22 protein-coding genes are annotated in these 25,295 nt (G+C 72.0%); 12 read left to right on the top strand and 10 right to left on the bottom strand.

Going from position 1 to position 25,295, the window contains the following annotated elements; all coding sequences use genetic code 11:
• Positions 1 to 11: 11 nt before the first annotated feature.
• From NE234_RS37120 to NE234_RS37100, 5 genes are all read right to left on the bottom strand, one after another.
• The gene (locus NE234_RS37120) at positions 12 to 641 is read right to left on the bottom strand and encodes a hypothetical protein (protein WP_252785641.1); all 630 of its coding nucleotides are present in this window, start codon (positions 639 to 641) and stop codon (positions 12 to 14) included.
• Entirely contained in the window at positions 628 to 2,238 is a 1,611-nt protein-coding gene (locus tag NE234_RS37115; RefSeq protein ID WP_252785640.1) for a vWA domain-containing protein, read from the bottom strand. The genes NE234_RS37120 and NE234_RS37115 overlap by 14 nt, the downstream gene beginning before the upstream one ends.
• On the bottom strand, positions 2,235 to 3,398 hold the full coding sequence (locus tag NE234_RS37110; RefSeq protein ID WP_252785639.1) for a toxic anion resistance protein: 1,164 nt from the start codon (positions 3,396 to 3,398) through the stop codon (positions 2,235 to 2,237). The genes NE234_RS37115 and NE234_RS37110 overlap by 4 nt, the downstream gene beginning before the upstream one ends.
• Positions 3,399 to 3,407: 9 nt before the next feature.
• Positions 3,408 to 4,472: a substrate-binding domain-containing protein gene (locus tag NE234_RS37105; protein ID WP_252785638.1), complete on the bottom strand. Its 1,065-nt coding sequence runs from the start codon at positions 4,470 to 4,472 to the stop codon at positions 3,408 to 3,410.
• A gap of 165 nt (positions 4,473 to 4,637) precedes the next feature.
• Entirely contained in the window at positions 4,638 to 5,456 is an 819-nt protein-coding gene (locus NE234_RS37100; protein WP_252785637.1) for a DeoR/GlpR family DNA-binding transcription regulator, read from the bottom strand.
• 273 nt (positions 5,457 to 5,729) lie between these two features.
• On the opposite strand from NE234_RS37100, the gene NE234_RS37095 reads away from it, so the two are divergent.
• The 7 genes from NE234_RS37095 (at position 5,730) to NE234_RS37065 (ending at position 13,578) form a co-directional block, all read left to right on the top strand.
• Positions 5,730 to 6,806 carry an ABC transporter substrate-binding protein gene (locus NE234_RS37095; RefSeq protein WP_252785636.1) on the top strand — a complete coding sequence of 359 codons (1,077 nt, stop codon included), beginning with the start codon at positions 5,730 to 5,732 and terminating at the stop codon, positions 6,804 to 6,806.
• Between the two features lie 62 nt (positions 6,807 to 6,868).
• Positions 6,869 to 7,690 carry an ATP-binding cassette domain-containing protein gene (locus NE234_RS37090; protein WP_252785635.1) on the top strand — a complete coding sequence of 274 codons (822 nt, stop codon included), beginning with the start codon at positions 6,869 to 6,871 and terminating at the stop codon, positions 7,688 to 7,690.
• Positions 7,683 to 8,918: a sugar ABC transporter permease gene (locus NE234_RS37085; RefSeq protein ID WP_252785634.1), complete on the top strand. Its 1,236-nt coding sequence runs from the start codon at positions 7,683 to 7,685 to the stop codon at positions 8,916 to 8,918. Before NE234_RS37090 ends, NE234_RS37085 begins: the two co-directional genes overlap by 8 nt.
• A gap of 31 nt (positions 8,919 to 8,949) precedes the next feature.
• A complete protein-coding gene (locus NE234_RS37080) occupies positions 8,950 to 10,440 on the top strand; it encodes an FGGY-family carbohydrate kinase (RefSeq protein ID WP_252785633.1) in 1,491 nt (496 codons plus the stop codon).
• Entirely contained in the window at positions 10,437 to 11,939 is a 1,503-nt protein-coding gene (locus NE234_RS37075; RefSeq protein WP_252785632.1) for an FGGY-family carbohydrate kinase, read from the top strand. Before NE234_RS37080 ends, NE234_RS37075 begins: the two co-directional genes overlap by 4 nt.
• Positions 11,936 to 12,568: a histidine phosphatase family protein gene (locus NE234_RS37070; RefSeq protein ID WP_252785631.1), complete on the top strand. Its 633-nt coding sequence runs from the start codon at positions 11,936 to 11,938 to the stop codon at positions 12,566 to 12,568. The genes NE234_RS37075 and NE234_RS37070 overlap by 4 nt, the downstream gene beginning before the upstream one ends.
• Positions 12,565 to 13,578 (top strand): 2-hydroxyacid dehydrogenase, encoded by a 1,014-nt coding sequence (locus tag NE234_RS37065; RefSeq protein ID WP_252785630.1) that lies wholly within the window; start codon positions 12,565 to 12,567, stop codon positions 13,576 to 13,578. Before NE234_RS37070 ends, NE234_RS37065 begins: the two co-directional genes overlap by 4 nt.
• Positions 13,579 to 13,715: 137 nt before the next feature.
• Here the strand turns inward: NE234_RS37065 and NE234_RS37060 are convergent, their stop codons facing one another.
• Positions 13,716 to 14,048: a YciI family protein gene (locus NE234_RS37060; RefSeq protein ID WP_252785629.1), complete on the bottom strand. Its 333-nt coding sequence runs from the start codon at positions 14,046 to 14,048 to the stop codon at positions 13,716 to 13,718.
• A 153-nt stretch (positions 14,049 to 14,201) separates the two neighbouring features.
• Between NE234_RS37060 and NE234_RS45640 the strand changes: the two genes are divergently transcribed.
• Positions 14,202 to 14,522 carry an NIPSNAP family protein gene (locus NE234_RS45640; RefSeq protein WP_252785628.1) on the top strand — a complete coding sequence of 107 codons (321 nt, stop codon included), beginning with the start codon at positions 14,202 to 14,204 and terminating at the stop codon, positions 14,520 to 14,522.
• An 85-nt stretch (positions 14,523 to 14,607) separates the two neighbouring features.
• On the opposite strand, the gene NE234_RS37050 is transcribed toward NE234_RS45640, so the two are convergent.
• From NE234_RS37050 to speB, 3 genes are all read right to left on the bottom strand, one after another.
• Complete coding sequence (locus tag NE234_RS37050) at positions 14,608 to 15,720, bottom strand: glycoside hydrolase family 3 N-terminal domain-containing protein (RefSeq protein WP_252785627.1); 1,113 nt, start codon at positions 15,718 to 15,720, stop codon at positions 14,608 to 14,610.
• 149 nt (positions 15,721 to 15,869) lie between these two features.
• A complete protein-coding gene (locus NE234_RS37045) occupies positions 15,870 to 16,700 on the bottom strand; it encodes a lysozyme (protein WP_252785626.1) in 831 nt (276 codons plus the stop codon).
• Between the two features lie 296 nt (positions 16,701 to 16,996).
• Positions 16,997 to 18,055, bottom strand: a complete 1,059-nt coding sequence (speB, locus tag NE234_RS37040) for an agmatinase (protein ID WP_252785625.1) — start codon at positions 18,053 to 18,055, stop codon at positions 16,997 to 16,999.
• A gap of 217 nt (positions 18,056 to 18,272) precedes the next feature.
• Here speB and NE234_RS37035 point away from each other — a divergent pair, with 217 nt between their 5' ends.
• Positions 18,273 to 19,046 (top strand): type 1 glutamine amidotransferase, encoded by a 774-nt coding sequence (locus tag NE234_RS37035; RefSeq protein WP_252785624.1) that lies wholly within the window; start codon positions 18,273 to 18,275, stop codon positions 19,044 to 19,046.
• Between the two features lie 150 nt (positions 19,047 to 19,196).
• Positions 19,197 to 21,041 carry an arabinofuranosidase catalytic domain-containing protein gene (locus NE234_RS37030; protein ID WP_252785623.1) on the top strand — a complete coding sequence of 615 codons (1,845 nt, stop codon included), beginning with the start codon at positions 19,197 to 19,199 and terminating at the stop codon, positions 21,039 to 21,041.
• A gap of 63 nt (positions 21,042 to 21,104) precedes the next feature.
• On the opposite strand, the gene opcA is transcribed toward NE234_RS37030, so the two are convergent.
• A complete protein-coding gene (gene opcA, locus NE234_RS37025; RefSeq protein ID WP_252785622.1) occupies positions 21,105 to 22,034 on the bottom strand; it encodes a glucose-6-phosphate dehydrogenase assembly protein OpcA in 930 nt (309 codons plus the stop codon).
• Positions 22,035 to 22,421: 387 nt separating this feature from the next.
• On the opposite strand from opcA, the gene NE234_RS37020 reads away from it, so the two are divergent.
• Entirely contained in the window at positions 22,422 to 23,786 is a 1,365-nt protein-coding gene (locus tag NE234_RS37020; RefSeq protein WP_252785621.1) for a beta-1,3-glucanase family protein, read from the top strand.
• A gap of 89 nt (positions 23,787 to 23,875) precedes the next feature.
• Positions 23,876 to 25,294 (top strand): discoidin domain-containing protein, encoded by a 1,419-nt coding sequence (locus NE234_RS37015; RefSeq protein WP_252785620.1) that lies wholly within the window; start codon positions 23,876 to 23,878, stop codon positions 25,292 to 25,294.
• Position 25,295: the final 1 nt, after the last annotated feature.

The following is a 25,295-nucleotide window of genomic DNA, read 5'->3' as shown; positions in this document are numbered from 1 at the left end:
CGGCAGGCCGGTCACCCGGTCCGCGGCGGCCACCCGAGGTTGTCGTCCGGCTCCCGGTCGCGCAGGTAGCGCGTGTGGTCGCGCATCCGCCGGTGGTCGGCGTCGTAGACGGCTTCGGCGGTCCTCGTCACGGACGCCGTGATCAGGTCGAGCTGGGCGATGAGCTCCTCGCCCGCCGTTCCGTGGCCGGTACGGCGGACGGCGTACCACCGGGGCAGGTTCAGGTAGGTCTCGAGGCTGGTCGGCAGGTCGGTCCGGACCGCGCGGGACACCTCGTACATCAGGTCGGGGGAGTCGCTCAGCACGTCGGATCGGAGCAGGACGTCGCGGAGCACGGACGCGATGACGTCGACGCGTTCCCGAGCCTCCGCGGGCAGGCGGTGCTCACCCGCGCGGGCGACCAGCCCGTCGAGATCGGCGCGCAGCCGTCCGGTCTGGGCGACGGTGTCGTCGATGACGAGGGTGACCCTCTGCGGCGGTGCGGCGAGCGCCCCCGCGCCGTACAGGCCGACCACGATGAGCGGCCAGTACGGCCCCGCGAGGCCCGCGAAGTGCAGGCCCAGCCCGGCCAGGCCGCCCGCCGAGCCGACGAGGTTCTTCGTGGACCCGAGGTAGCGGACGAGCCGGTCACTGATAGCCACGGATCTCCTTGAACACCTCGGACAGTGACTGCGTCCGGGCGTCGAACGTCCTGCCCTGGGTGAGCTGCGCCAGCGTGGTCATCTGCCCGGTCGCCGCCTCTCCGAACAGGACGGGGAAGACCGGGATCCGCCGTACCTGCGGCGGCCGTCCCTCGTACCAGGCGCGGAAGGAGTCGGCCGAGGCGCCCCTGTTGCTCTCACCGTCCGACATCAGGACGATCGAGGTGAACCGGTCGGGCCGCCGCGCCGCCGACTGCTCGGCCACCGAGTACGCCCGCTCCAGGCTGTCGTAGATCGCGGTACCGCCTCCGGCGGCGAGTCCCTGGGTGAACGTGCGGATCCGCGCGAGTTCCGCCTCAGGCCGGCTCTCGGGCAGCACGTAGGTTGAGGGAGTTCCGGGCCGGGTGCTGAAGGGCAGCAGCGTCACCTCCTCGCGGTCGTGGAACCGCCGGAAGCGTCCGGCGAGCGTGGTGTCCGCACCGGTCAGCGCCGTCAGCGCGGCCTTCAGGGACGCCAGCCGCGCGCCTTCCATGGAGCCGGAGACATCGAGCACGTAGATCGTGCGCGCCGGTCTGCGGAGCCGGTTGAAGTAGGCGTCGATGAGGGCGTCGACCGCGTCCGCGCGGGCGGGGAACGGCAGCTCGGGCGGCTGGGCCGCGAACTCGGCGGCCGGGCGTACATCGGGGTCGGCCGGCCGGCGGTGCGTCCGCGTCATGATCGTGCGCTGGACCTCGGCGCGCCGCAGGTAGCCGGTCAGCCTGCGGAAGGCGTCCCCCGACCGGCCGGCCGCCGAGGACAGCAGCGTGAGCGGGTAGTCGGCGGTGACGACGCCGTCGCTCGGGTAGACGATGGTGAGCGGCTCCGGGAGCCGCCGGGAGGCGTTCAGGCCGAGCAGCACGGACTCATAGTTGATCAGGCCGTCGGCCCGGGACGGGTCCCGCGTGTAGGTGTCCGACAGCCAGCCGGAGGAGCCCGCCGTGAGCCGCTGCGCGGTGAAGAAGCCCTTCAACCGGGGTGCGACCCGGTCGATGGCCGGCCCGTCCAGCGCCGCACCCGTACCCGACAGCGCGGCGGCGACGCCGACGAGCGCGGAGAAACCGGAGTTCGACGACGCGGGGTCGGTCATGCCGTAGGTGAACCTCCCGGCCGACGCGGCGGCGCCGATCGCGGCCCAGGTCGGCCTGGTGCGGTCCCAGCCGAGACGGCGTGCCACCGAGGCGCGCAGGCCGAGGACCACGGGCGAAGACATGATCTTCACGGAGGGGCCCAGCCGGGACCGGCCGTCCGGGTGCACCGCCAGGTAGCGATCGGAGGAGAACCAGACCGCGTCGTACCGCGCGTCCGCCTGACCGCCGAGCACCTGCTGGACGCCGTCGAGAGTCCCGGCGTAGTCGAGCTTCACGCCGACCCCGGTGGCCTTCGTCGCCGCGCGGAGGATCGGCCCCAGGTCGGACAGCTCGCTGCCCGCGAGGATCCGCAGCGTGCCGGGCCTGCCGGCGTCGTCGGTGCCGCCGCTGCAGCCGGTGACGACCGCCAGCACCGCGGCGGCCGCGAGCCGGGCGACGACGCGCCATGCCCGTGGGCGGCCTCCGGTCATGATTCGAGCTCGTTCCGCTCGTGAGCCCGGCTCAGGTACGCGGACGCCCGGTTCAGTTCCGTGCCGAGTGCGTCGACCGTGGCCTGCATGTTGGTCACCGCCTGGGCCTTGAACGCGTCGACGGCGTCGATCGTGCGGTAGATCTGTTCGAACGACGCCCGCAGCGTCTGCACGCCGACGGCCGGATCGGCGGCGATCCGCTGGATCTCCCCGCTCTGCCCGGCCAGCAGCTCCGCGTTGGTGCGGATGATGTCCTCGGTGGTGGCCCGCAGGGCGTTCACCTGCTCGATGACGAGCTTCTGGTTCGACAGCGCGGCCGCGATGGTCACGGCGATCCGCAGCGCGGACACCGTCGTGGACGCGGCCCGATCCACGCCCCTGACCAGCTCGTCGTTGTTGCGGCGCACGGTGTCCAGCGCGAGGTAGCCCTGGGCGCAGACGGCGAGCTGGGTGAGGAGGTCCTGCCGCTTCTGGCGTACGGGGAACAGCACGTCGGCGCGCAGCGCGTTCGCCTTCTCCTCGTCCGCCGTCTCCGTGATCAGCCGCTCGACGGCCTCGTCGAGCGCCTGCGCGAGCACCGCGTACTCCTGGAGCTTGCCCATCGTGGCCCACAACGCGGCGCGCTCGTTCTGGATGGCGGCGTTGTCGCGGCGTAGTTCGTCCTGCCCCGAACGCAGCGCGGTGACGATCTTGTTGATGTTGACGTTCGCCGACTGGTAGCGGGAGACGAAGTCGCGGAGCGACCTGCCGAACGGCAGCTTCGACAGCAACCGACGGCCGGTGACCCTGCCGACGTCCTTGGGGTCGAGGTCCTCGACCGTGCGCCGCAGCTCCACCAGGCCCTTGGCCACGCGCTGCTGCGCGTCCGCGGACTCGCCCTTGGCCCCCGACAGGGCGGCCACCGAACGGCCGAGCATCCTGTTCGCCGCCTGCGCGGACGCTCGGATCTCCCCGTCGCCGAGCGCGGCCACCTGACCGATCCTGCTCATGAACTCCGGGCTGCGGGGATCGAGCGACGCGAGATCGTCCACGTACGTCCGCGCGCGCCGTGTCAGCTCGTCACGTTGGGCGTCCTCCATCGGGATCAGCGTCTCCGCGCGGTCCGCCGGGACGGCGGCCACGGGTTCGGGGGGCGTGAGGATGAGATCCTCAGCTGCCATCGAGGCTCCTTAGCCGTACGACTTGGCGACACCGTCCAGCAGGTGCTCGAGGGTGTCGTAGGTGGGGACGCCGACCACGTCGATCAGGTCGGTCGCGACCGGGATCCGGTGGTCGGCGGTGAGCTTCGCGAAGCGCGCGGGGTCGGCGGTGCGGAATCCGTGCTGGGCCGCGAGCCGCTGCAGTTCCGGGTCGGTGGTCAGCAGCCGGCCGACGCGGTCGCCCTTCGCGTCGAGCGGCACCAGCGTGTGCGTGGACTGCACGGTCGGCGACGGGTACATCAGCACCATGCCGGGCCGTAGCCGTCCTCGGACGCCGGCGTCGACGAACTGCGCCTCGTACGCGCAGACGAGGGGCGTCTTGCCCATGCCGAGCGACAGGTAGTCCTCGAACGGGCCCTCCGTCGTGTTCTCGGTGTAGCCCTGGTCGAGGAAGAGCCCGGACAGCAGCGGCAGCACCTTCCTCTCCGCGGCGCCGCCGCGCACGACCGTGTCACCGTTGGCGACGTATGAGGCGATGGCCAGGTACATGGCCGCCGAGTTGGAGCTGCGGGGGTCGGTCGTGGAGACCAGGATGTCCTTGCGCACCGGATAGGCGGTGTTGTTCGGCACCTGGTCCCACCGCGTCTTCCGCGCGACCAGCCGGAGGTACCGCGACATGTCGAAGGTCCAGGTGGCGCCGTGCCGGGCGACGCCCTCCCGTGCCAGCAGGTCCGCGATCGGCTGAAAAGTCGCGATCACCATCGGGGAGCTGAACGGGGTGTACCTCGTCGTGATCCGGCGCGCCTGCCGGATCCGGTCGGCCGCGGGCGCGCTGGAGGGGAAGGCGAAGTCGTACCGCGCGAGGTCGATCGAGGTGGCTATCTGCCGTGATCCGGCCGGATCGACCTCGACCCTCACCCCCTTGCGGGCGAACGCCTCACGCACCTGGGGATCGTCGAAGAACGCCTGCTTCTCCGAGCCGATCACACCGCGGATCGTGATCGCCCCATGCGATGATCCACGTCCCTCGACGATCGCGATAACGACGCCGATCGCCAGGACCCCCGCCAGCGCCATTGAAATGAGCCGCCTCATGTCTGACGGCATCGTCCGCGGCCCGGTTGGCCGCCGCGCCAGCGGCCGGTGGCCGCACGATGTCGCGCGCGTTACAAGTCGGCCGCACGCGCCGCGCTCCCCGGAGTCCTGTCCGGAGGAGCGCCGAGGCCGAGCGGACTCCGGGCTCCCGAACTCGAGGCGATCTCAGAGCCGAGGCGCCGCGGAGCCGGCGACGTGCAGCTGGACGCCACGCGTGCGCAGCGCCGCCACCTGGTCCTGCGGGGTCTCGGAGTCGACGATGACGAGGTCGAAGGCGGTCAGCGCGGCGAGCTGGTGCAGGCCGTTCTTGGCGAACTTGCTGTGGTCGACGAGCAGGACGCGGCGGTCCGCGGAGTCCATGAGCGCCCGCTTCACCGCGACGGTCTCCTGCGACTGGTGGTAGCAGTGGCCGTTCGTGATCGCCGTCGTGGACATGAACAGCACGTCCGCGTGCAGTGAACGGATCGTCTCGCTGGTGCGCAGGCCGAGGAAGGCGTCGTAGGCCGGGTAGTACGCGCCGCCGAGCGCGATCAGATCGATGCCGGGCTTGCCGGCCAGGAGGTTCACCGCGGCCAGGAAGTTGGTGATCACGGTGAGCGGCCCCAGCGCCGGCAGCAGCTCGGCGACGGCCAGGCCGGTGGTGCTCTCGTCGATCATGATCGACGAGCCGGGGGAGACGAGGCCGGCCGCGGCTTGGGCGAGCTGCCGTTTGGCCTCGGCCATCGCCTGCAGGCGGTGCCGTACGTCGCCGTGGTAGATCGCGGACGGCTGCGCGGTGGCGCCGCCGCGCACCTTGCGCAGCCAGCCGTTGCTCTGCAGCACGTCCAGGTCGCGGTGGATGGTCATCACGCTCACGTCGAACGCCTCGGCGAGGCTCTTGACGTGCACGAAGCCTTCGTCCACGACGCGCTGACGGATCTTCTCCCGGCGCTCTCGCGCGCCCGCGCCGTCGCCGGCGGCCGGTGCCGTCGCGTCCTCTGCCACCTGCGGTCCTTCCCCCTGCACCCGGATGTGATGTTCGGTGTGGAACGTAACATACACCCCGCGCTCGCAGTGGCCCCCGCAGGAGCGGGACGCGACGGGGTGGACGGGCGGTGCGCCGCTGCGTTCGTAACATTCGATAACACAATCGACCGTTAAGAATGCAGCAACTCTTGACATGCTGACCCTCTCCGGTGTTTCGTTCGTCACCTCGAAGGCGGCTTTCGCTGGCCGCCGTGCCTCCTCGCCCCCGAACCATCGGAGGAGAACGTGACAATGCCGCGTCTCAGAACGGCCGCTGCGGCGATGGCCGCCCTCACCGCCCTCACCGCCGCCACGGCCTGCTCGCAGAAGGGCTCCGGCGGCGCCGGCGGCTCCGGCGACGCCAAGAACGCCAAGGTCGCCTTCCTCATGCCGGACATCGCCTCGACCCGGTACGAGATGTACGACGCGCCGCTGTTCAAGGCCAAGATGAAGCAGCTGTGCCCGGGGTGCACGGTGCTGTACCAGAACGCCGGCGCCGACGCCTCGAAGCAGCAGCAACAGGCCAGCTCGGTGCTGGCCCAGGGCGTCAAGGCCATCGTCATCGACCCGGTGGACTCCGCGGCGGCCGCCTCGATCGTACGGACCGCGCAGGCGCAGAAGGTCGCGGTGATCGCCTACGACCGGCCGATCCCGGCGATCAAGGCCGACTACTACGTGTCGTTCGACAACGAGAAGATCGGCGCGCTGATCGCCCAGTCCCTGGTCGACCACCTCAAGCAGACGAACGCCAAGGGCGGGATCCTCGAGGTCAACGGTTCGCCGACGGACGCCGCGGCCGGTCTGATCAAGAAGGGCATTCACAGCGCCGTCGACACCAGCGGGCTCAAGCTGCTCGCCGAGTACGACACGCCCGGGTGGGAACCGGCCAAGGCGCAGGACTGGGTGAGCGGCCAGATCAGCAAGTTCAACGGGCAGATCGCCGGGGTCGTCGCGGCCAACGACGGCACCGGCGGCGGCGCCATCGCCGCGTTCAAGGCGGCCGGCGACCCCGTGCCCCCGGTGACCGGCAACGACGCCGAGCTCGCCGCGGCGCAGCGGATCATCGCGGGCGACCAGTACAACACGATCTCCAAGCCGATCAAGATCGTGGCGGAGGCCGCCGCCGACGTGGCGGACAAGTTCCTGCAGGGCAAGCCGCCCGCGGGGCAGACCACGCTGTTCAACACGCCGTCCCAGCTGTTCACCCCGACCGTGGTGACCCAGCAGAACATCGCCAAGGTCCTGCTCGGCCCCGGCGGCGCCCTCAAGGTCTCCGACGTCTGCACCCCGACGTACGCGGCGGCCTGCGCAAAGCTCGGGATCAAGTAGCGGTCCGCCGGCGCCTGCGGACGGGGCGCCGGCGGCTTCGGCCGTACGAACGAAGGATCAGCATGTCCCCATCGCCTTCCCAACCGAGCCCGCTGCTGTCGCTGCGGGGCATCAGCAAGACCTTCGGTGCCGTCGCCGCCCTCACCGACGTCGACCTGGACGTGTCGGCCGGTGAGGTCGTCGCCGTCGTCGGCGACAACGGCGCCGGGAAGTCCACCCTGGTCAAGACGCTGTCGGGGGTCCACCAGCCCGACGCGGGAACCATCACGTTCGACTCGCGCCCGGTCACCATCCCCAGCCCGGCCGCGGCGCAGCAACTCGGCATCGCCACCGTCTTCCAGGACCTGGCGCTCTGCGAGAACCTCAACGTGATCGAGAACCTCTTCCTCGGCCGGGAGCTGCGCGGGATGCGCCTGGACGACGTCGCCATGGAGGTCCGCTCGCGGGAACTGCTCCGGAGGCTGTCCGCGAAGATCCCGAAGCTGTCGGTCCCCGTCGCCGCGCTGTCGGGCGGCCAGCGGCAGACCGTGGCGATCGCGCGTTCGCTGCTCGGCGACCCGAAGATCGTCATCCTCGACGAGCCCACGGCGGCGCTCGGCGTCGCCCAGACCGCCGAGGTCCTCAACCTGATCGACCGGCTGCGCGAAGGCGGCCACGGAGTGATCATGATCAGCCACAACATGGACGACGTGCTGTCGGTCGCCGACACGGTGGCCGTCCTGCGCCTCGGCCGCAACAACGGGGTCTTCGACGCGGTCGAGGCCACCACCGAGCAGATCGTCACCGCGATCACCGGGGCGGCGGACAACGCGGTCACCCGGCGCAAGAGGCGTGCGCGCCGCACGGTGCCGGCGGGCGCGAAGGAAGGGACCGGCAATGAGTGACCTGAGCACCGCGCCGCCGCTCGCCGAGCAGGAACGGTACGAGCCGGAGGAGCCCGTCGGGCTGCGGGCGCTCGTCGCGCGCTTCCGCGGCGGCGACCTCGGCGTCGTCCCGGTCGTGGCGGGCCTGGTCGTGATCTGGACCGTGATGCAGATCCTCAACCCGGTCTTCCTGTCCAGCGTCAACCTGGTCAACCTGACCCTGGAGTGCGCGCCGGTCGGCGTCATCGCGCTCGGCGTCGGGCTGATGCTGCTGGTCGGGCAGATCGACCTGTCGGTCGGCTCGCTGAGCGGCCTGGCGGCGGCCCTCACCGCCATCCTGTTCGTCGACCAGGGGCTGTCGCCCTGGCTCGCCGTGCCGGCCTCGGTGGCGGCCGCCGCCGTCATCGGCCTGCTGTACGCGCTGGTGTTCAACCGGCTCGGCGTGCCCAGCTTCGTCATCACCCTCGCCGGTCTGCTCGGCTTCCTCGGCGTGCAGCTGTGGGTGCTCGGGAGCAAGGGGTCGATCAACCTGCCGTACGACTCGGGCCTGGTCACCTTCGCCCAGCTCGACTTCCTGCCCGCCTGGCTGTCGTACACCCTCGTGGTCGTCGCGGCGGGCTGGCTGTTCGCCGCCGGCTACCTGCGGGCCCGGGCGCGGCGGAACGCCGGGCTGCCCGCGGCGTCGCTGCGCGGGCTCGTGCTGCGCAGCGTCGTGCTGCTGGCGGGCCTCGGGGTGGCGGTGTGGTACCTCGGCCGTGCCCGTGGGGTGGGCTGGATGTTCGTGCTGTTCCTGGCGCTGGTGCTGGCCACCCACTACCTGCTGGCGCGTACGCGGTTCGGTAAGTCGATCTACGCGGTGGGCGGCAACGTCGAGGCGGCCCGCCGGGCCGGCATCAACGTCAAGGCGGTCTACACCTCGGTGTTCGTCCTGTGCACCTCGCTCGCGGCCGTCGGCGGCGTGCTGGCCGCGGCCCGCCTCGCCGCCGCGAACCAGAGCACCGGCGGCGGCGACGTCAACCTCAACGCCATCGCCGCCGCGGTGATCGGCGGTACCAGCCTGTTCGGCGGGCGCGGCAACGCCTTCGCGGCGCTGCTGGGCATCGTGGTGATCCAGTCGATCTCCAGCGGCCTCACCCTGCTGAACCTCAACTCCTCCTTCCGCTACATGGTCACCGGGGCGGTGCTGCTGCTCGCGGTGGCGCTGGACGCGGCGGCCCGGCGCTCGCGCGCCTCCCACGGCCGCGCGTGAGGACCCGAACGAGACGAGGAAGGGAGCGGCCATGGCGGTCATCTGCGTCGACGCGGGCACCACGATGATCAAGGCGGTCGGCTACGGCGACGACGGCGCCGAGCTGGCGGTCGAACGCCAGAACACCACCGTGCGGAACCCGGCGCCCGGCCACGCCGAGCAGGACCCGGCCGAGGTCTGGCAGGCCGTCGTACGCGGCGTGCGGCGGGTGCTCGAACGCCTCGGCACGCCGGTCGACCACCTGGCGCTGACCGCGCAGGGCGACGGGTCCTGGCTGGTCGACGCGGCGGGGGAGCCGACCGGCCCGGCGATCCTGTGGAACGACGGCAGGGCCGGGCCGATCGTCGAGCGCTGGGCGCGCGAGGGCGTGCTCGAAGAGGCGTTCCGCCGCAACGGGTCGCTGACCTTCGCCGGCCTGCCGAACGCCATCCTCACCTGGCTGCGTGAGCACGACCCGGACCGGCTCACGCGCTCGGCCGCCTCGCTGACCTGCGGCGGCTGGGTCTTCCTGCGGCTCACCGGCGAACCCGTCGCGGACCTGTCGGACGGCTCGGCGCCGTTCATGGACATCCGCGAGCGGGTCTACTCCGACGAGCTCCTCGCCCTGTACGGGATGGAGTGGGCCCGGCCGCTGCTGCCGGAGCTGCGCGGCGACGGCCGGCGCGTCGCCCCGCTGACGGCGTCCGCCGCGAGCGAGCTCGGCCTGCCCGCGGGCACGCCCGTGGTCCTCGCCCCGTACGACGTGGCGTCCACCGCGATCGGCGTCGGCGCGGTCGAGGCCGGTCAGGCGTGCACGATCCTCGGCACCACGCTGTGCACCGAGATCGTGCTGGACGAGCCGCTGCTCGACACGAATCCGTCCGGGCTCACCGTCGCGCTCGACCGGCGCTACCTGCGGGCGTTCCCGACGCTCGCCGGCGGCCAGGTGATCGACTGGGCCTGCCGCATGCTGGGCCTCGGCGGTGACCCCGCCGCGCTGTCGCTGCTGGCCGAGCAGTGCCCGCCGGGCGCGGGCGGCCTGCTGTTCCTGCCGTACCTGTCACCGGCGGGGGAGCGGGCGCCGTTCCTGGACCCGAGCGCACGGGGGACGTTCCTCGGGCTGTCCATCGACCACGACCGGGAACACCTGGCCCGTGCAGTCCTCGAAGGGCTGTGCCTGGTGATCCGCGACTGCCTGACCGCCTCCGGCGAACGCCCCGTGGAGCTGCGGGTCAGTGGCGGTGGTTCGGCCAGCACGGCGTGGCTGCGGATGCTCGCCGACGTGACCGGCGTCCCGGTGGTGCGCGGCGCGGACGCCGAGGCGGGCGCGCGCGGCGCGTTCATCGTCGGCGCGGTGGCCACCGGCCGGGCCGCCGGCGAGCGCGAGGCCGCCGGCGCCTATGTCCGGCCCGGCGAGGTCTTCACGCCGGACCCCGCGAACGCCGAGCGCTACGCCCGCACGTACGAGGCGTTCCTCGAGGTGCGCGGCGCGACCGCGGCGGCCTGGCCGACGCTCGCGACCCTGCGCGGGGGAGCCGAATGAACGGCGACGACGAGGTCTGGCTCGGCGTCGACCTGGGCACCCAGAGCGTACGGGTCGTCGCCGTCACGGCCTCCGGCCGGATCGCCGGCGCCGGCGCCGAACCGCTGACCGGACGGCGTGCGGCGGGCCGCCACGAGCAGGACCCCGAGGACTGGTGGCGGGCGACCGCGGCCGCCTGCGGGCGGGCGCTGCGCGACGTACCCCCCGGCGCGGTGCGCGCCGTCGCCGTCGACGGCACGTCCGGGACGATCCTGCTGACCGACGACGACGGGAACCCGCTGACGCCCGGCCTCATGTACGACGACACGCGCGCCACCGAGGAGGCCCGCCGGGCCGACGAGGCCGGCGCCGCGGTGTGGGCGGAGCTGGGCTACCGGCGGATGCAGCCCGCGTGGGCACTGCCGAAGCTGCTGTGGCTGCTGGACCGGCACGAGGGGCCGGCCCGCCTCGCCCACCAGGTCGACTTCGTCAACCGGCGGCTGGCGGGCCACGCCGTGCCCGCCGACCTCAGCAACGCGCTGAAGACCGGCGCGCACCTGATCGAGGAGACCTGGCCGGCCGACGTCATGGACGCCCTCGGCGTACCCGCCGGCACGCTGCCCGATCTTGTACGGCCCGGCACCCGCATCGGCACGGTCTGCGCGGCCGCGACCGAGGCCACCGGCATTCCCCAGGGCACCCCGATCATCGCCGGGATGACCGACGGCTGCGCCGCGCAGCTCGGCGCCGGGCGGCTGACCGTCGGCTCGTGGAACTCCGTGCTCGGGACCACGCTCGTGCTGAAGGGCGTCACCGAAGAGCTCGTCCACGACCCGTACGGCGCGGTCTACTCCCACCGGGCGCCGGACGGCGAATGGCTGCCCGGCGGCGCGTCGAGCACCGGCGCCGGCGTGCTCGCCCGCGACTTCGCCGGCCGTGACCTGCGCGAGCTGGACCGGCTGGCGGAGCGGCACGAGCCCGCGCGCGCCCTCGCGTACCCGCTGGTCTCCGAAGGGGAGCGGTTCCCGTTCGCGGCGCCGGACGCCCGCGGCTTCCTGCTCGGCGGAACCGGCGACGAGGCCGACGACTACGCCGCGGTCCTGCAGGGCGTCGCATACATCGAACGCCTGTGCCTCGATCACCTCGACCTGCTCGGCGCGCCCACCGGCGGCGACATCACCCTCACCGGCGGCGCGGCGCGCAGCGCGTACTGGTGCCGGCTCCGCGCCGACGTCCTCGGCCGGCCGGTGATCCTCCCGGCCGACCCCGAACCCGCGCTCGGCGCCGCCGTCCTGGCCGCCTCGCCGGGCCGCCGCGTCGCCGAGGTCGCCGCCGAGATGGTCGCGGTCCGCGAAACGATCGACCCGGGCCCGCGTGCCGATCGGTTCGACGATGGGTACCTGCGCCTGGTGGGCGAGCTGGAACGGCGCGGCTGGCTGCCCGCGCCCACGGCCGCACACGCACGCGCACGCGCGGCGTCCGACAGGGCGGCGCCGACTCAGGAAGGAACGTCACGATGACCCAGCTCGTCCTCGTCCGCCACGGAGAGACCGAGTGGCACGCGGAGAACCGCTACGCGGGCGTCAGTGACGTCGCCCTGACCGCGCGCGGCCTCGAACAGGCACAGCAGCTCGCCGCCTGGGCGAAGACGGCCGGACTCGCCGCCGTCTGGACCTCCGATCTCACCCGGGCCCAGCTGACCGCGACCGCCTGCGCCGAGGCCCTCGGCGTGCCCGTGAACGTCGACGAGCGGCTGCGCGAGCTGGACTTCGGGCACGCGGAGGGGCTGACCCACGATGAGATGCACGAGCAGTTCCCGGACGCGCTGCGGGCGTTCCGTGCCGACCCGGTCGCCGACCACCTCCCCGGCGGCGAGGACCCCACCGAGGCGGTGCGCCGGTTCACCGGCTGCCTGTACGACCTCGTCGACCGGTACCCCGGCGACCGGGTCCTCGTCGTCGCGCACACCACCGCCATCCGGCTCGCGCTGTGCGAGCTGATCGGGGCGCCGCTCCGCGACTACCGGCGCATCTTCCCGTCGGTGCGCAACTGCGCGCTGACCGAGATCCGCCTCACCCGCGAGGAGGCCGCCCTGCTGGAGTTCAACACCCCCATCGAAAGCTTCAACGCCGTCCGGGAGACCGCATGACCACCCGCCTGCTCGCGGCAGGAGACCACTTCGTCCTCAACCGGCTGCTCATCGACGCCGTACGGGCCCGGGCCCCGCGTGAACTGGAGTTCGCCGAGATCACCCTGGACTGGCCGATCGTGCCGTTCGGCCGGGTCGCCGAGGTCGACGAGGCGTCCGGCACCGAGGACCAGATGATCGAGGCGCTCGCCGACGCGGAGATCTGCCTCACCCAGATGGCGCCGCTGACCCGCCGCGTCATCGAGGCGTGCCCGAAGCTCAAGCTGATCGGGATCGGCCGCGGCGGACCGGTCAACGCGAACCTGGAGGCGGCGGCCGAGCACGGCGTGACCGTCTGTTACGCGCCCGGCCGCAACGCCGGCGCCACCGCCGAGCACACCCTCGGAATGATCCTCGCCGCCGCGCGGCGCATCCCGCAGACCCACGCCGAGCTCACCGCCGGCCGCTGGCGCAGCGACTACTACCGCTACGACGAGGTCGGCATCGAGCTGTCCGGCAGCACGGTCGGGCTGGTGGGCGGCGGCGCGGTCGGCCACCGGGTCGCCCAGATGCTCGCCGCCCTCGGCGCGCACGTGCTCATCCACGACCCGTACCTGACCGAGACCACCGTCGGCGAGCTGGTCTCCCTCGACGAGCTGCTGTCCCGATCGGACGTCGTCACGCTGCACGCCCGCGTCACGCCGGAGACCAAGGGGATGATCGGCGCGCCCCAGATCGCCGCGATGCGGCCCGGCGCCGTCATCGTCAACTGCGCGCGCGGCGCCCTCCTCGACTACGAGGCCGTCTGCGACGCCATCGAGGGCGGTCACCTGTTCGGCGCCGCGTTCGACGTCTTCCCCGAGGAGCCGATCCCGGCGGAGTCGCGGCTGCTGACCACGCCGGGCATCGTGCTGACGCCCCACCTGGCCGGCGCCAGCCGCCAGACCGCCGCGAACGCCGCCCGCATCCTCGCCGAAGACGTCGCCCGCCACCTGCGCGGCGAGCCTCTGGCCCATGTGGCGAAGGCGTGACGTCCGCCGCCGGCCGCCCGTCGTTCCCCCTGGCGATCGCTGCGTCCTAGCGGCCGCGATCGCCAGGGACCAGCCCGTGACCGGCCGGCGCCGACCCCACGCGGAGATCATCGGTGCGGTGGCGATGCCGAGGCGGCCTACGGCGCTTCCCGCAACGGCCACACCTCGACGACCCCGTGCGCGACCGCGCACGGGGTCCGTGACACGAGCTCGACGGCTTCCTCCAGCGTCGCCGCCTCAAGGATCGCGAATCCGGCGACCGGGAGAGCGGACGACATGAACGATCCGTGCTCCACGGCCAGGCCGGCACCGTCGTGGTTCCGCACCTGTACGGGCGAGCCGGCGACCCCCATGTCGGCTCCCGCCGCGAGCAGGCGGGTGTCATGCGCGTGCGCCTGGTCGCGGACCGCCGCGTCGGTGCGGTCGTAACCTTCCTGGTCGCCATACCCGATGGTCACGAACTTCGCCATGGCCGTTCCTCCTTCGGTCCGTGCGAACTGCTCAGGAGTACTGACCTTCATCGTGCCCCCGACTCATCGGTGAACCCGCGCCCACGTCGGGGAAGGCGCGACCGGCCGTCGGCGGCGGGGCCGCAAGTGATCATCGGCGTTGTAGGGTCAACTGTGATCACTTGTGTCGTCGAGTACGTCATCGATCCCGCGAAGATCGACGCGTTCGAGCGCTTCGGCCGCCGCTGGATGGAGCTGGTCGATCTCCACGGCGGCACGCACCACGGCTACTTCCTGCCGGCCGAAGGCGCGAGCGACAAGGCTCTGGCCCTGTTCAGCTTCCCCAGCCTCGCCGCCTACGAGGAGTACCGCGGCCTCTTCGGCGTCGACCCCGACTTCGTCGAGGCCGATCGGATCAGGGACGAGAGCGGGTGCGTGCTCCGCTACGAACGGACCTTCATGCGGCCGCTGCTCCCCGAGCCCGGAGAAGGCTGACCACGACCGGCGCCCGGACCACACTGCGCCGGCCCGGTGACGGGCGGCGGGGCGCGCGGCCGGTCCGCGCGCCCCGTCCGCAGGGTCAGGCCAGGCCGGCCCGCAGGTTCGTCACGCGCGCCCGGGCGGCGTCGAAGGCGCTCTGGCCGAGTTGTTCGTTTCGCAGGGCGTCGGCCAGGCCGGTGACCGCGCTCTGGGCGTAGCTCGGGTCCTCCCCGCAGACCAGCAGGAGGTCCATGCCGGCCTTCGCGGCCGAGACCGCCCGCTGGGCCGTGGTGCCGAAGTTCGACAGCGCGCCGGCGACGAGCGCGTCGGTGATCGTCACCCCGGTGAAGCCGAGCCTGCCGCGCAGCTCGTTCTGCACGATGGTCGGCGACAGGCCGGCGGGCAGTTTGGCGTCCAGCGCCGGGTAGACCGCCCAGGACACCATGACCAGCTCGACGCCGGCGCCGATCGCCGGGCCGTACGGCGCCTCGTCGATGGACCGCAGGTTCGACGCCGAGACGTTCAGCGTGACCGGCCCGTTGTCGGTGTTCTGGGTCTTGCTCGCCGGGCCCAGGCCCGGGAAGTGCTTGGCGGTCGCCGCGACGCCGACCGCCTGCTGCGCGCGGATGAACGCGCTGCCGCACTGGCCGCAGACGGCCGGGTCCTTGCTGTAGGACCGGCCGTACTGGTCGTCGAAGTCACCGGCGGTGCGGTACACGTCGAGCACCGGGGCGAGGTTGACGTTCATGCCGACGCTCGCGAGGAGGCGGCCGGCCTGGTCTCCGGCGTCGGTGGCGGCCGCCACGGGGTCGGCGGACTGGCCGATCTGCTTCTCCGACATGGTCGGGCCGCCCGGCAGCCGGCGTACCTGGCCGCCCTCCTGGTCGGTCATCAGGAGCAGGGGCGCGGTGACCGGGCTGGACCGGTTCGCCTCCTGGAGGTCGGCGCAGACGGAGGCGATCTGGCTGAGGCTTGAGATGTTGTCGCCGAAGAAGATGACGCCCGCGGCCTTGCCCGCCGCGATCGCGTCCAGCAGGGACTGCGGCACGGTCGTGCCCGAGTAGGAGTAGATGACCCGCTGCCCGGCCTGCTGCTCCGGCGTCAGGGTCACCGCGGGGCGTACGGTCCGGCCGGCGGCCCGTGCGGTCCCGGTCAGTCCGGCCGTGGCGAAGGCCGCACCGGCTCCGGCGAGCAACGCGCGGCGCCTGGTCATGGAGTTGTCGTGCATCTCGTGGTCGCGCGTCCGGGTGACGGCCGGCCGCGCTGCCTCTCTTCCTGTCCGAGGGTTCGCCGGGAGGATCCGGCCGTACGCGCCGGAGGACCGGGTGGGCGTGTCCGCGGACGCGCCCACCCGGTGCTCGCTCAGCCGTTGGCGAGTGCCTTGACGCGCGTGATGTCGCCGTTGAAGTAGTCCTGGTCGCCGGGGAAGGTGCCGCTGTCGGCGAACTGCCAGATGGTCTGGTAGCCCCAGTTGTACGGCATCGGGCCCGGGGAGCCGTTGTAGTTGGCGAGCATCAGCGGGTTGGTGGAGGAGAAGTCGCCGGTGTTGCCGGTGCACTGGCTCCACCAGCTCGTCGCGGTGTAGATGACCGGCCACCGGCTGGTCTTGGCGTGGTACTCGTTGCTGAAGGAGAGGATCCAGTTGACCATCCCGGACGGCGACAGCCCGTAGCAGGCCGCGCCGTAGGGGTTCCACTCCATGTCGAGCATGCCGGGGAACGTCATGCCGTCCCTGGACCAGCCGCCGCCGTGGGCGACGAAGTAGTCGGCCTGGGCGGCGCCGGAGGAGGTGTTCGGCGTCGCGAAGTGGTAGGCGCCGTGCACGATCCCGGCGTAGTACGCGCCGGTGTACTGCTGGCTGAAGTAGGGGTTCGTGTAGTTCGTCGACTCGGTCGCCTTGACGTAGGCGAACTTCGCGCCGTTGGCGGCGACGGTGGACCAGTCGACGTTGCCCTGCCAGCCGCTGACGTCCAGGCCCGGGGTCTGGGCGACGTCGGGCCGGATGATCGCCCGGCCCGACCCGGGCTCGTGCTTGGCGACCTGGGAACCCAGCCAGTCGCGATCCGGGTGGGTGATCGGGTTCGGGGCGGCGGAGGCCGTCTGCGCGCCGGTGAGGAGCGCGCCGCAGAGGGCGACGGCGGCGGAGAGCGCCGTGAGGCGGGCCGTACGGGGGGAGCGCTTGAATGGTGACACGTGATCCTCCAAGGAGGGGCCTGGGGACTGTCCGTGTACTCCGCGGGGGACGCTCGCGCTGTCGGTAGCGGTGGCGGGGGGACCGCGGATCGGGGGCGGGGATCGTTCCTTCCGGGCTCGGGGCGCCCATCTAGTAGATAACTTGCGCGACCGCCCGCGAAAAAGTGGAAAATTATCCCAACTGGCGCAGTCGAATTGGCGAGATCTCGCGTCTCTCCCGGTCACAGCGGTCCGACCGGGAAGGCGATCCGGGCGAGGCCGGCTGAAGGTTCAGCGGCTCGTCGTCGGCCGTACGATCACGGGGCCGCCGGTCCGGTGGCGTCGCCGCGATTCGCGGACCGGCTCGGACGGCGGTTCGCGAGCAGCGGCTCGGCCGGGTCCCAGCGGGTGCCGTCGGCGGCGTCCCCGCGGCGCCGGGCCATCGCCGAGAGCGCTTCCAGGACCACCCGGTTGCCGAGATAGGCGGTGATGTCGGCGTGGTCGTACGGCGGGGCCACCTCGACGACCTCGAGCCCGACGACGGGCAGCTCGTAGCAGGTGCGGCGGACCGCGTCGAGGAGCTGGCGCGCCGACAGGCCGCCGGGCTCGGGCGTGCCGGTGCCGGGGGCGTGGCCGGGGTCGCAGACGTCGATGTCCACGGAGAGGTAGACGCCGTCGCAGTCGTCGAGGGCGATGTCGTACGCCTCGGTGAGGCACTCGTTCAGGCCCCTGGTCACGATCTCGGTCATCTCGTACGAGCGCATGCGCCGGTCGGCCATCCAGTCCAGGATGTCCGGGCCCGGCCAGTAGCCGCGCAGGCCGATCTGCAGGAAGCGATCGCCCCGGATGGCGCCGGACTCGATGAGGCGTCGCATGGGCTGCCCGTGGCCGTACAGGTGGCCGAACTCGATGTGCCCGGTGTCGGCGTGGGCGTCGAAGTGGAGCATGGAGACGCGGCCGAAGCCGTGGTGGCGGGCCACGCCGGTGGCGTTCGGCAGCGCCACGGTGTGGTCGCCGCCGAGCACGATGGGGATCGCGCCGGAGGCGGCGATGCGGGCGACGGCCTCCTCGATGCCACGCAGGCTGCCCTCGATGTCACCGGCGTAGGTCTCGACGTCACCGGCGTCCAGCACGCGCAGGTCCTGCAGGGCGTCGACCCGCATCGCGAGGCTGGGGCGGGAGCCGTCGTGCGGCAGGTAGCAGGCCTGGCGGATGGCATTGGGCCCGAAGCGTGCTCCGGGCCGGTGCGAGGTGCCGCCGTCGAAGGGCGCGCCCAGGATGACCACGTCCGCGTCGCCGGGGAGATCGTTCAGGTCACAGCGGTCGACGCCGAGGAAGGTGATGTCGGGACCGAACATCTGACCGTAGCGGCTCACTGTGATTCCTCCACTGCCGTGCGGTCGGCGTCGGTGTCTACTGTTTCGGTGCGGCAGGACGCTGGAACGTGCGGATTCAGTCCCGATGACCTCCGTAGGCAACGGATCCGGATGGTATTGGGTGCGTGGCGCGTCGGCAAGCGGGTCGGCGGCGTACACGGGTGAACCGATCCCGGGCGGTGCGACGCCGTCCCGGTGAGATCGATACCGTTCACCGGTGACTTCTTCGTCTCTTCGGGCTCCTCGTGTCCTCGCCGTCCAGAACTCGGAGGGCAGCGGGATCGGGCGATTGCTGCCATGGTGGGAGGAGATGGGGCTTCAGGTGGAGGTGGTCCCCGGCGCCGCGACCCCGGCCACACCGGAGGGCTTCGACGCGGTCGTCCTGCTCGGCGGCGGCTTCCTGCCCGACGACGACCGCCGCGCCCCGTGGCTGCCGGTGGAGTGGGAGCTCACCCGGCGCGCGGTGGCCGATGGTGTTCCGCTGCTGGGCATCTGCCTGGGCGCCCAGGTGCTCGCGGCGGCGGTCGGCGGCACGGTGCGCGGGAACCACGGACGGCCGGAGCGCGGGTCCTGCCCGGTCTCGCTGCGCCGTGAGGCCGCGACCGATCCCCTGTTCGCCGGATTGTCCGGGGAGCTCCGCTTCATCCAGAACCACCGGGATCAGATCACCGAGCTTCCGCCGGGCGTCGTACGCCTCGCCGAGAGCGAGGCCTGCCCGGTGCAGGCGTTCCGCGTGGGGGAGTGCGCGTGGGGCGTGCAGTTCCATCCGGAGGCCGGCGCAGACCGCCTCGACCGCTGGGACGAGGCGGCTCTGGCCGAGGCGGGTCTGGACCTGCGTGCGCTCCGCGCCGAGGCCGAGCAGGCCGAGCCGCAGTCGGCGCGGAACGCGAAACGCCTCGCCGCCAACTTCGCCGACCTCGTGCGCGACGTCGCCGGTGGGCCCTGCGGCGGCGTCGCCGGAGCACGGGAATTGAACGAGATCCAACATTGACGGCGGACCAATTCAACAAGGTCACCAATGTATTGACGCGATCGACCAGACTGCTTACTGTCACGTCAACATCTAGATGTCCCCGCCAGTGAGTCTGCCGCGCCGGCACCGCAGACGAGTCGCTCTCCTTTGCCTTCTGGAGCCGTCGCTATGCGCAGACATCGCCCCGCCCTCGGCCGGCGCGTCCTGTGGTCCATCGGCGCGATCATCGTCCTCCTCTTCGGCCTGACCGGGTTGACCGGTACGGCACAGGCCGCCACCTCCCTGCCGTGCGACATCTACGGTGCCGCCGGCACGCCCTGCGTCGCCGCGCACAGCACCGTGCGCGCCCTGTTCGCCGGATACTCGGGCCCCCTCTACCAGCTCACCCGCGCCTCCGACCACGCCACGCACGACGTGGGCGTGCTGGCGGCGGGCGGCTACGCGAACGCCGCCGATCACGACGCGTTCTGCAACGGCACGACCTGCAGCATCACGAAGATCTACGACCAGACGTCGCGTCACAACGACCTGACCCCGTCCCCGGCGGGCACGGCCGGCACCGGCGCCGACTCGCCCGCGGACGCGAGCGAGATCGCGGTCACCGCCGGCGGCCACAAGGTGTACGGCGTCTGGATCTCCCCGCAGCACGGTTACCGGCACGCCGTCGGGTCCGGCGTGGCGCAGAACGGCCAGCCCGAGGGGATGTACATGGTGGCCAGCGGCACGCACGTCGGATCCGCGTGCTGCTTCGACTACGGCAACGCCGAAGCGGTCCCGTCCGACACCGGCAACGGCCACATGGACGCCGTCAGCATCGCGACGACGTGTTACTTCGCGCCGTGCACGGGTTCGGGACCGTGGGTGGAGGCGGACCTGGAGAACGGGATGTTCCAGGGCGCCAACGGCTCCAACACCGCGAACCTCGGCAACAACAGCACCTACGTCACGGCGCTGCTGAAGAACAACGGCCAGACGACGTACGCCCTGAAGGGCGGCAACGCGCAGTCCGGCGGCCTGAGCACCTGGTGGAACGGCGCACTGCCGAACCGCGGCGGCTACATCCCGATGCACCAGGAGGGCTCGATCATCCTGGGCACGGGCGGGGACAACAGCAACTGGAACATGGGCACCTTCTTCGAAGGCGTGATGACCTCCGGTTACCCGACCGACGCCGCCGACGACGCCGTGCAGGCGAACATCGTCTCGGTCGGCTACTCCGGCCAGACGAACGTCCCGAACGGCCCGCAGGGCACGATCGCCGGTCCGGGCGGCAAGTGCGTCGACGTCATCGGCGACGACACCGGCGCGAACGGCACCGGCGTCAACCTCTGGGACTGCCAGTCGTACGCCGAGGACCAGCACTGGGAGCACTTCGCCGACAACTCGCTGCGCACCCTCGGCCGCTGCCTCGACGTCACCGGCAATGGCACCGCGAACGGCACGCAGGTGCAGTTGTGGGACTGCAACGGCGGCGGCGCGCAGGCCTGGGTGCAGCAGGCCGACGGTTCGCTGCGCAATCCGCAGTCCGGGCGCTGCCTGGACTCGCCGAGCGGTTCCACCGCGAACGGCACGCGGCTGCAGATCTATGACTGCAACGGTTCCGCGGCGCAGAAGTTCGCGGTGAACGGCGGCGGCGCGATCGTCGGGCCGGGCGGCAAGTGCGCCGACGTCCTCGGCGACGACACGGGCGCCAACGGCACGGCGGTCGACCTCTGGGACTGCCAGTCGTACGCCGTGGACCAGCACTGGGTGCACCTGTCCAGCGGCGCCCTGCGCACCCTCGGCCGCTGCCTCGACATCAACGGCAACGGGACCGCGAACGGCACCCAGGTCGAGTTGTGGGACTGCAACGGCGTGGGCGGTCAGGTCTGGCAGCAGCAGGCGGACGGTTCGCTGCGCAATCCGCAGTCCGGGCGCTGCCTGGACTCGCCGAGCGGTTCCACCGCGAACGGCACGCGGCTGCAGATCTATGACTGCAACGGCTCCGCGGCGCAGAGGTTCGCCCTCGGGTGACACCCTCGCCAGGTGAGGCCCGCCGTTCCGGCGGGTCTCACCGCCCGGTCTCACCGCCCGGTCTCAGAAGGTCATGCGATCGGGGCCGCGCTCGCCCTTCGCGTACCGGGTCACCGCCTCCTGATACGCCTGGTCGGGGTCGAGGTGGCGGAGCTCCTCGGCGATCAGTTCGGCGGTCGGGCGCCGGTGCAGCGCGACCTGGCGGTCCGGCTGGTCGGGCCGCGACAGGGTCGCGAGCCTGCCGTCCGGGCGGGTCACCGCGATCGGCCCGGACTTGGTGAACAGCCGTACGGCCGTGATGCCGGGCCCGTAGGCCGAGCCGACCTCGCAGGGCACGGACAGGCGGGCGGCGAGCCAGCCGCCGAGCAGTTCCGCGCTCGGATTGTCGGGCTCCGCCTCGACCTCCGCCGCGGTGATGTCGGTGTCGGGCGGCCGGTCGAGGACGGACGCCAGCAACGACCGCCACGGTGTGATGCGCGTCCAGGCGAGGTCGGTGTCGCCGGGGGAGTACGCCTCAGCGAGCCACCTCAGTGTGCCCAGCGGGTCCGCGCCGGACGCCACGTCGGTGACCCGGCGCTGCGCCATGGCGCCGAGCGGGTCGCCGCTCGGTCGTTCCGGCGGCGTGCCCGGCCACCAGATGACGACCGGCGTGTCCGGCACGAGCAGGGGCAGCACCACGGAGTCGGCGTGCTCGGCGGCCTCGCCGTACAGCCGGAGCAGCACGGTCTCACCGGGGCCGGTCTCGCCCAGCCGCACCTCGGCGTCGAGCCGGGTCTCCTCCGCGGCGGCGCGCGGGATGACGCCCAGGATCCGGGACGGGTGCTCACGGGCCGCCTGGGTCGACGCGCGCACCGCGTCGTACTGGGCGGCCTCACTCGTCACGATGACCAGCGTCAGCACCTTGCCGGTGGCCGCGCCTCCCATCCGGTGCCGGGTGGTCGTCAGCGCGGCCTGGATCTTACGGGTGTCGGCGTTCGCGAGCTCGATGATCATCGTAGGAGTCGCCTCCTGTCACGGCGGTCCCGTCCCGGCACCGGCTGCCCGAGTGCCCGGCGGCTCCCGTGACGTCCCGGCACCGGGAGGATTTCGCCGAAGTTTCCCGGGCCCAATGGTGGGGCGGACAACAAATCCCCTGGCCAGCGCATACGTCCGGCACGCCGAGTCTTCCGGACGCGACCCTGTTACCGAAATGTTACATCCTGACTCTCTTGACTCGCGTGGCAAACGGGGCCACCTTCTCCCTGAGAGCGCTCTCAGTAAGGTTTCCCGCCGGTATCCGACGGCATCCGGCGAACCGTGACCCCCGCCCCGTCGCGGCACCGGTCGGGCCCGCCCCCGCCGGTCCCGCGTCTCTTCTCCCTCCGCATGAAAGGGAGCCGTATGCACTCCGACCCCCGCTCGGCGGCACCGCGCCGCACGCCGCCGCACGTCGTGGTGACCCTGTGCACCGCGATGGCACTCCTCGTCGGCTGCCTCGTCGCCGCCACCCCCCGGCCGGCCAGGGCGGCCGCCTGCGGCGGCGGCAACGTGGCGCTGAACCGCCCGACGACCGCCTCCTCCACCGAGAACTCCGGAACCCCCGCCTCGGCCGCCGTGGACGGCAACACCGGTACGCGCTGGTCCAGCGCGTTCAGCGACCCGCAGTGGCTGCAGATCGACCTCGGCTCGTCACAGCAGATCTGCCAGGTGGTGCTCACCTGGGAGGCGGCGTACGGGAAGGCGTTCCAGATCCAGGTCTCGGACAACCCCGCCGCCGGCTGGACCACGATCTACAGCACCACGACCGGCACCGGCGGCACCCAGACGCTGAGCGTCAACGGCACCGGACGCTACATCCGGATGTACGGGACGGCCCGCGGCACCCAGTACGGCTACTCGCTGTGGGAGTTCGCCGTCTACAGCGGGACCACCACGACCCCGCCGCCGGACTCCTTCTGGGGCGACACCAGCGGCATCCCCGCCGCCCAGAACGTCCTGATGTTCAAGATCTTGAACCGGACCAACGGCAAGTACCCCGACAGCCAGGTGTACTGGAGCTGGAACGGCCAGACGCACTCGATCGCCGAGCAGCCGTACATCGACATGCCCGCGAACTCCGCCGGCCGGATGTACTTCTACCTCGGCTCGCCGACCAGCCAGTACCGCGACTTCATCGAGTTCACCATCGGCCCGGCGGTGTTCAACGGCAACACCACGCGCGTCGACGGGTTCGGCCTGAAGCTGGCGATGCGCCTGCACGCCAAGGACGGGTACGACACGCAGGTGGGAGAGGACCAGGCGACGTTCGCCGAGGACCGGGCGGCGACCTTCCAGCGGTTCCAGGACGAGGTGCCGACCGAGTTCAAGCACCTGGCCACGGTCCAGGCCCCGTACTACATCCCCGCGCCGGGCAGTGACAGCGCGTTCCGGGCCGGCGGCCAGTACGCGAACTACTTCACGAGCTACGCCCAGTCGGTCGGCGTCAACGAGAGCACCTCGAACATCACCGGCTGCGCGGGCTCACTGGCGAACAACGCCGGCATGTGCGCGGCGCTGAACCGCCACGTCGCGCAGCTGCCGCAGTCGCAGTGGTCCGACCCGACGCAGTACTACAAGGCGGCTCCGGCCAACTACTACGCCAAGTTCTGGCACGACCACGCGATCAACCACCTGGCCTACGGCTTCCCCTACGACGACTACGCAGGCCAGTCCTCGTTCATCTCCCACGGCGACCCGCAGTACCTGCTCGTCGCCGTCGGCTGGTGACCGAACCGCTCCCCGCACCACCACGGTGACCCCCGCCCACCAATGGGGTCGTACGGCCCGCGCCGTACGACCCCGGTGAAGGAGCACACATGAATCTCGAACGGCACGTGAGACGCCGTCGCGAGGTGCCGCCGGCCACCGGCCGCGCCTCGTGGACGAACCGGCTCAGGGCCGCCGCCGGGGCGCTCGTCCTCGCCGCCGGCCTGATCACCCCGGCGGCCGCCGCCGCGCCCGCCGGAGCGAGCGCGGCACCGGCCGGAGCGAGCGCGGCCGCGCCCGCCGCCGTGCCCGCGCCGCCCGCCGGCTTCACCACGACCTGGAGCGACGACTTCACCGGCGCGAGCGGCACCGGGCTCAACACCGGGACCTGGAAGTACGACACCGGGCCCGGCAGCGGCTTCGGCACCGGTGAGATCGAGACGATGACCAACAGCACGGCGAACGTCTACCAGGACGGCGCCGGGCACCTCGTCCTCAAGGCCCTGCACTCGGGCTCGGACCCGCGCGCGGGCTGGACGTCCGGCCGGGTCGAGACGCAGGCCGCGACGTTCGGCGCGCCTCCGGGCGGCGTCGTGATGATGCAGGCCTCGATCCAGCAGCCGAACGTCACCACGGCGAACGGCGCCGGGTACTGGCCGGCCTTCTGGATGCTCGGTTCGACGCTGCGCACCGGCACCTCGTGGCCGACGTCGGGCGAGGTCGACATCCTGGAGGACATCAACGGCCGCAGCTCGGTCTTCGGCACGCTGCACTGCGGCACCAACCCCGGTGGGCCCTGCAACGAGTCGACCGGCATCGGCAGCGGCGAGCACGCGTGCCCCGGCTGCCAGAGCGGGTACCACACCTACGCCGTGCAGATCGACCGGTCCGTCTCGCCGGAGCAGATCCGCTGGTACCTCGACGGCAGCAACTACTTCACGCTGAGCGCGAACCGCGTGGACGCCACGACGTGGGCGAACGCCGTCGACCACCCGTTCTTCATCATCTTCGACCTGGCGATGGGCGGCGGCTTCCCCGACGCGTTCGGCGGCGGTCCGAACTCCGCGACCGTGTCCGGCGGGCAGCTCGACGTCGACTACGTGGCCGTCTACAACAAGGCGCCGGGTGGCGGCGGCGGGACCGGGACGAACCTGTCCCAGGGCAGGCCGACGACCGCCTCCTCGACCGAGGCTTCGGGCACCGCGGCGGCGAACGCCACCGACGGCAACCCCTCGTCGCGCTGGTCGAGCGCGTTCAGCGACCCCCAGTGGCTCCAGGTCGACCTCGGTGCCGTGCACCAGCTCAGCCACGTCGTGCTGAACTGGGAGGCCGCCTACGGCAAGGCCTTCCAGATCCAGACGTCCGGCGACGGCACGAACTGGACCACCGTGTACTCGACCGGCAGCGGCACCGGAGGGGTGCAGGACGTGAGCGTCTCCGGATCCGGCCGCTACGTGCGGATGTACGGGACCCAGCGGGGGAGTCCGTACGGCTACTCGCTCTGGGAGTTCCAGGTCTTCGGCAGCTGAG

This window comes from Actinoallomurus rhizosphaericola, assembly GCF_024055675.1.
GTDB lineage: Bacteria > Actinomycetota > Actinomycetes > Streptosporangiales > Streptosporangiaceae > Actinoallomurus > Actinoallomurus soli.
The sequence above is the reverse complement of the archived record's forward strand: the minus strand, read 5'-3'. Positions and strand labels throughout refer to the sequence as shown.

What these genes read in the sequence shown, in the direction of transcription:
- NE234_RS37065 (WP_252785630.1), top strand. Translation starts at nt 12,565, where the DNA reads ATGACCACCCGCCTGCTCGCGGCAGGAGACCACTTCGTCCTCAACCGG.
- NE234_RS37095 (WP_252785636.1), top strand. Translation starts at nt 5,730, where the DNA reads ATGCCGCGTCTCAGAACGGCCGCTGCGGCGATGGCCGCCCTCACCGCC.
- NE234_RS37085 (WP_252785634.1), top strand. Translation starts at nt 7,683, where the DNA reads ATGAGTGACCTGAGCACCGCGCCGCCGCTCGCCGAGCAGGAACGGTAC.
- NE234_RS37030 (WP_252785623.1), top strand. Translation starts at nt 19,197, where the DNA reads ATGCGCAGACATCGCCCCGCCCTCGGCCGGCGCGTCCTGTGGTCCATC.
- NE234_RS37020 (WP_252785621.1), top strand. Translation starts at nt 22,422, where the DNA reads ATGCACTCCGACCCCCGCTCGGCGGCACCGCGCCGCACGCCGCCGCAC.
- NE234_RS37050 (WP_252785627.1), bottom strand. Translation starts at nt 15,720, where the DNA reads ATGACCAGGCGCCGCGCGTTGCTCGCCGGAGCCGGTGCGGCCTTCGCC.
- NE234_RS37090 (WP_252785635.1), top strand. Translation starts at nt 6,869, where the DNA reads ATGTCCCCATCGCCTTCCCAACCGAGCCCGCTGCTGTCGCTGCGGGGC.
- NE234_RS37060 (WP_252785629.1), bottom strand. Translation starts at nt 14,048, where the DNA reads ATGGCGAAGTTCGTGACCATCGGGTATGGCGACCAGGAAGGTTACGAC.
- NE234_RS37070 (WP_252785631.1), top strand. Translation starts at nt 11,936, where the DNA reads ATGACCCAGCTCGTCCTCGTCCGCCACGGAGAGACCGAGTGGCACGCG.
- NE234_RS37015 (WP_252785620.1), top strand. Translation starts at nt 23,876, where the DNA reads ATGAATCTCGAACGGCACGTGAGACGCCGTCGCGAGGTGCCGCCGGCC.
- NE234_RS37075 (WP_252785632.1), top strand. Translation starts at nt 10,437, where the DNA reads ATGAACGGCGACGACGAGGTCTGGCTCGGCGTCGACCTGGGCACCCAG.
- NE234_RS37115 (WP_252785640.1), bottom strand. Translation starts at nt 2,238, where the DNA reads ATGACCGGAGGCCGCCCACGGGCATGGCGCGTCGTCGCCCGGCTCGCG.
- NE234_RS37080 (WP_252785633.1), top strand. Translation starts at nt 8,950, where the DNA reads ATGGCGGTCATCTGCGTCGACGCGGGCACCACGATGATCAAGGCGGTC.
- NE234_RS37105 (WP_252785638.1), bottom strand. Translation starts at nt 4,472, where the DNA reads ATGAGGCGGCTCATTTCAATGGCGCTGGCGGGGGTCCTGGCGATCGGC.
- NE234_RS37110 (WP_252785639.1), bottom strand. Translation starts at nt 3,398, where the DNA reads ATGGCAGCTGAGGATCTCATCCTCACGCCCCCCGAACCCGTGGCCGCC.
- opcA (WP_252785622.1), bottom strand. Translation starts at nt 22,034, where the DNA reads ATGATCATCGAGCTCGCGAACGCCGACACCCGTAAGATCCAGGCCGCG.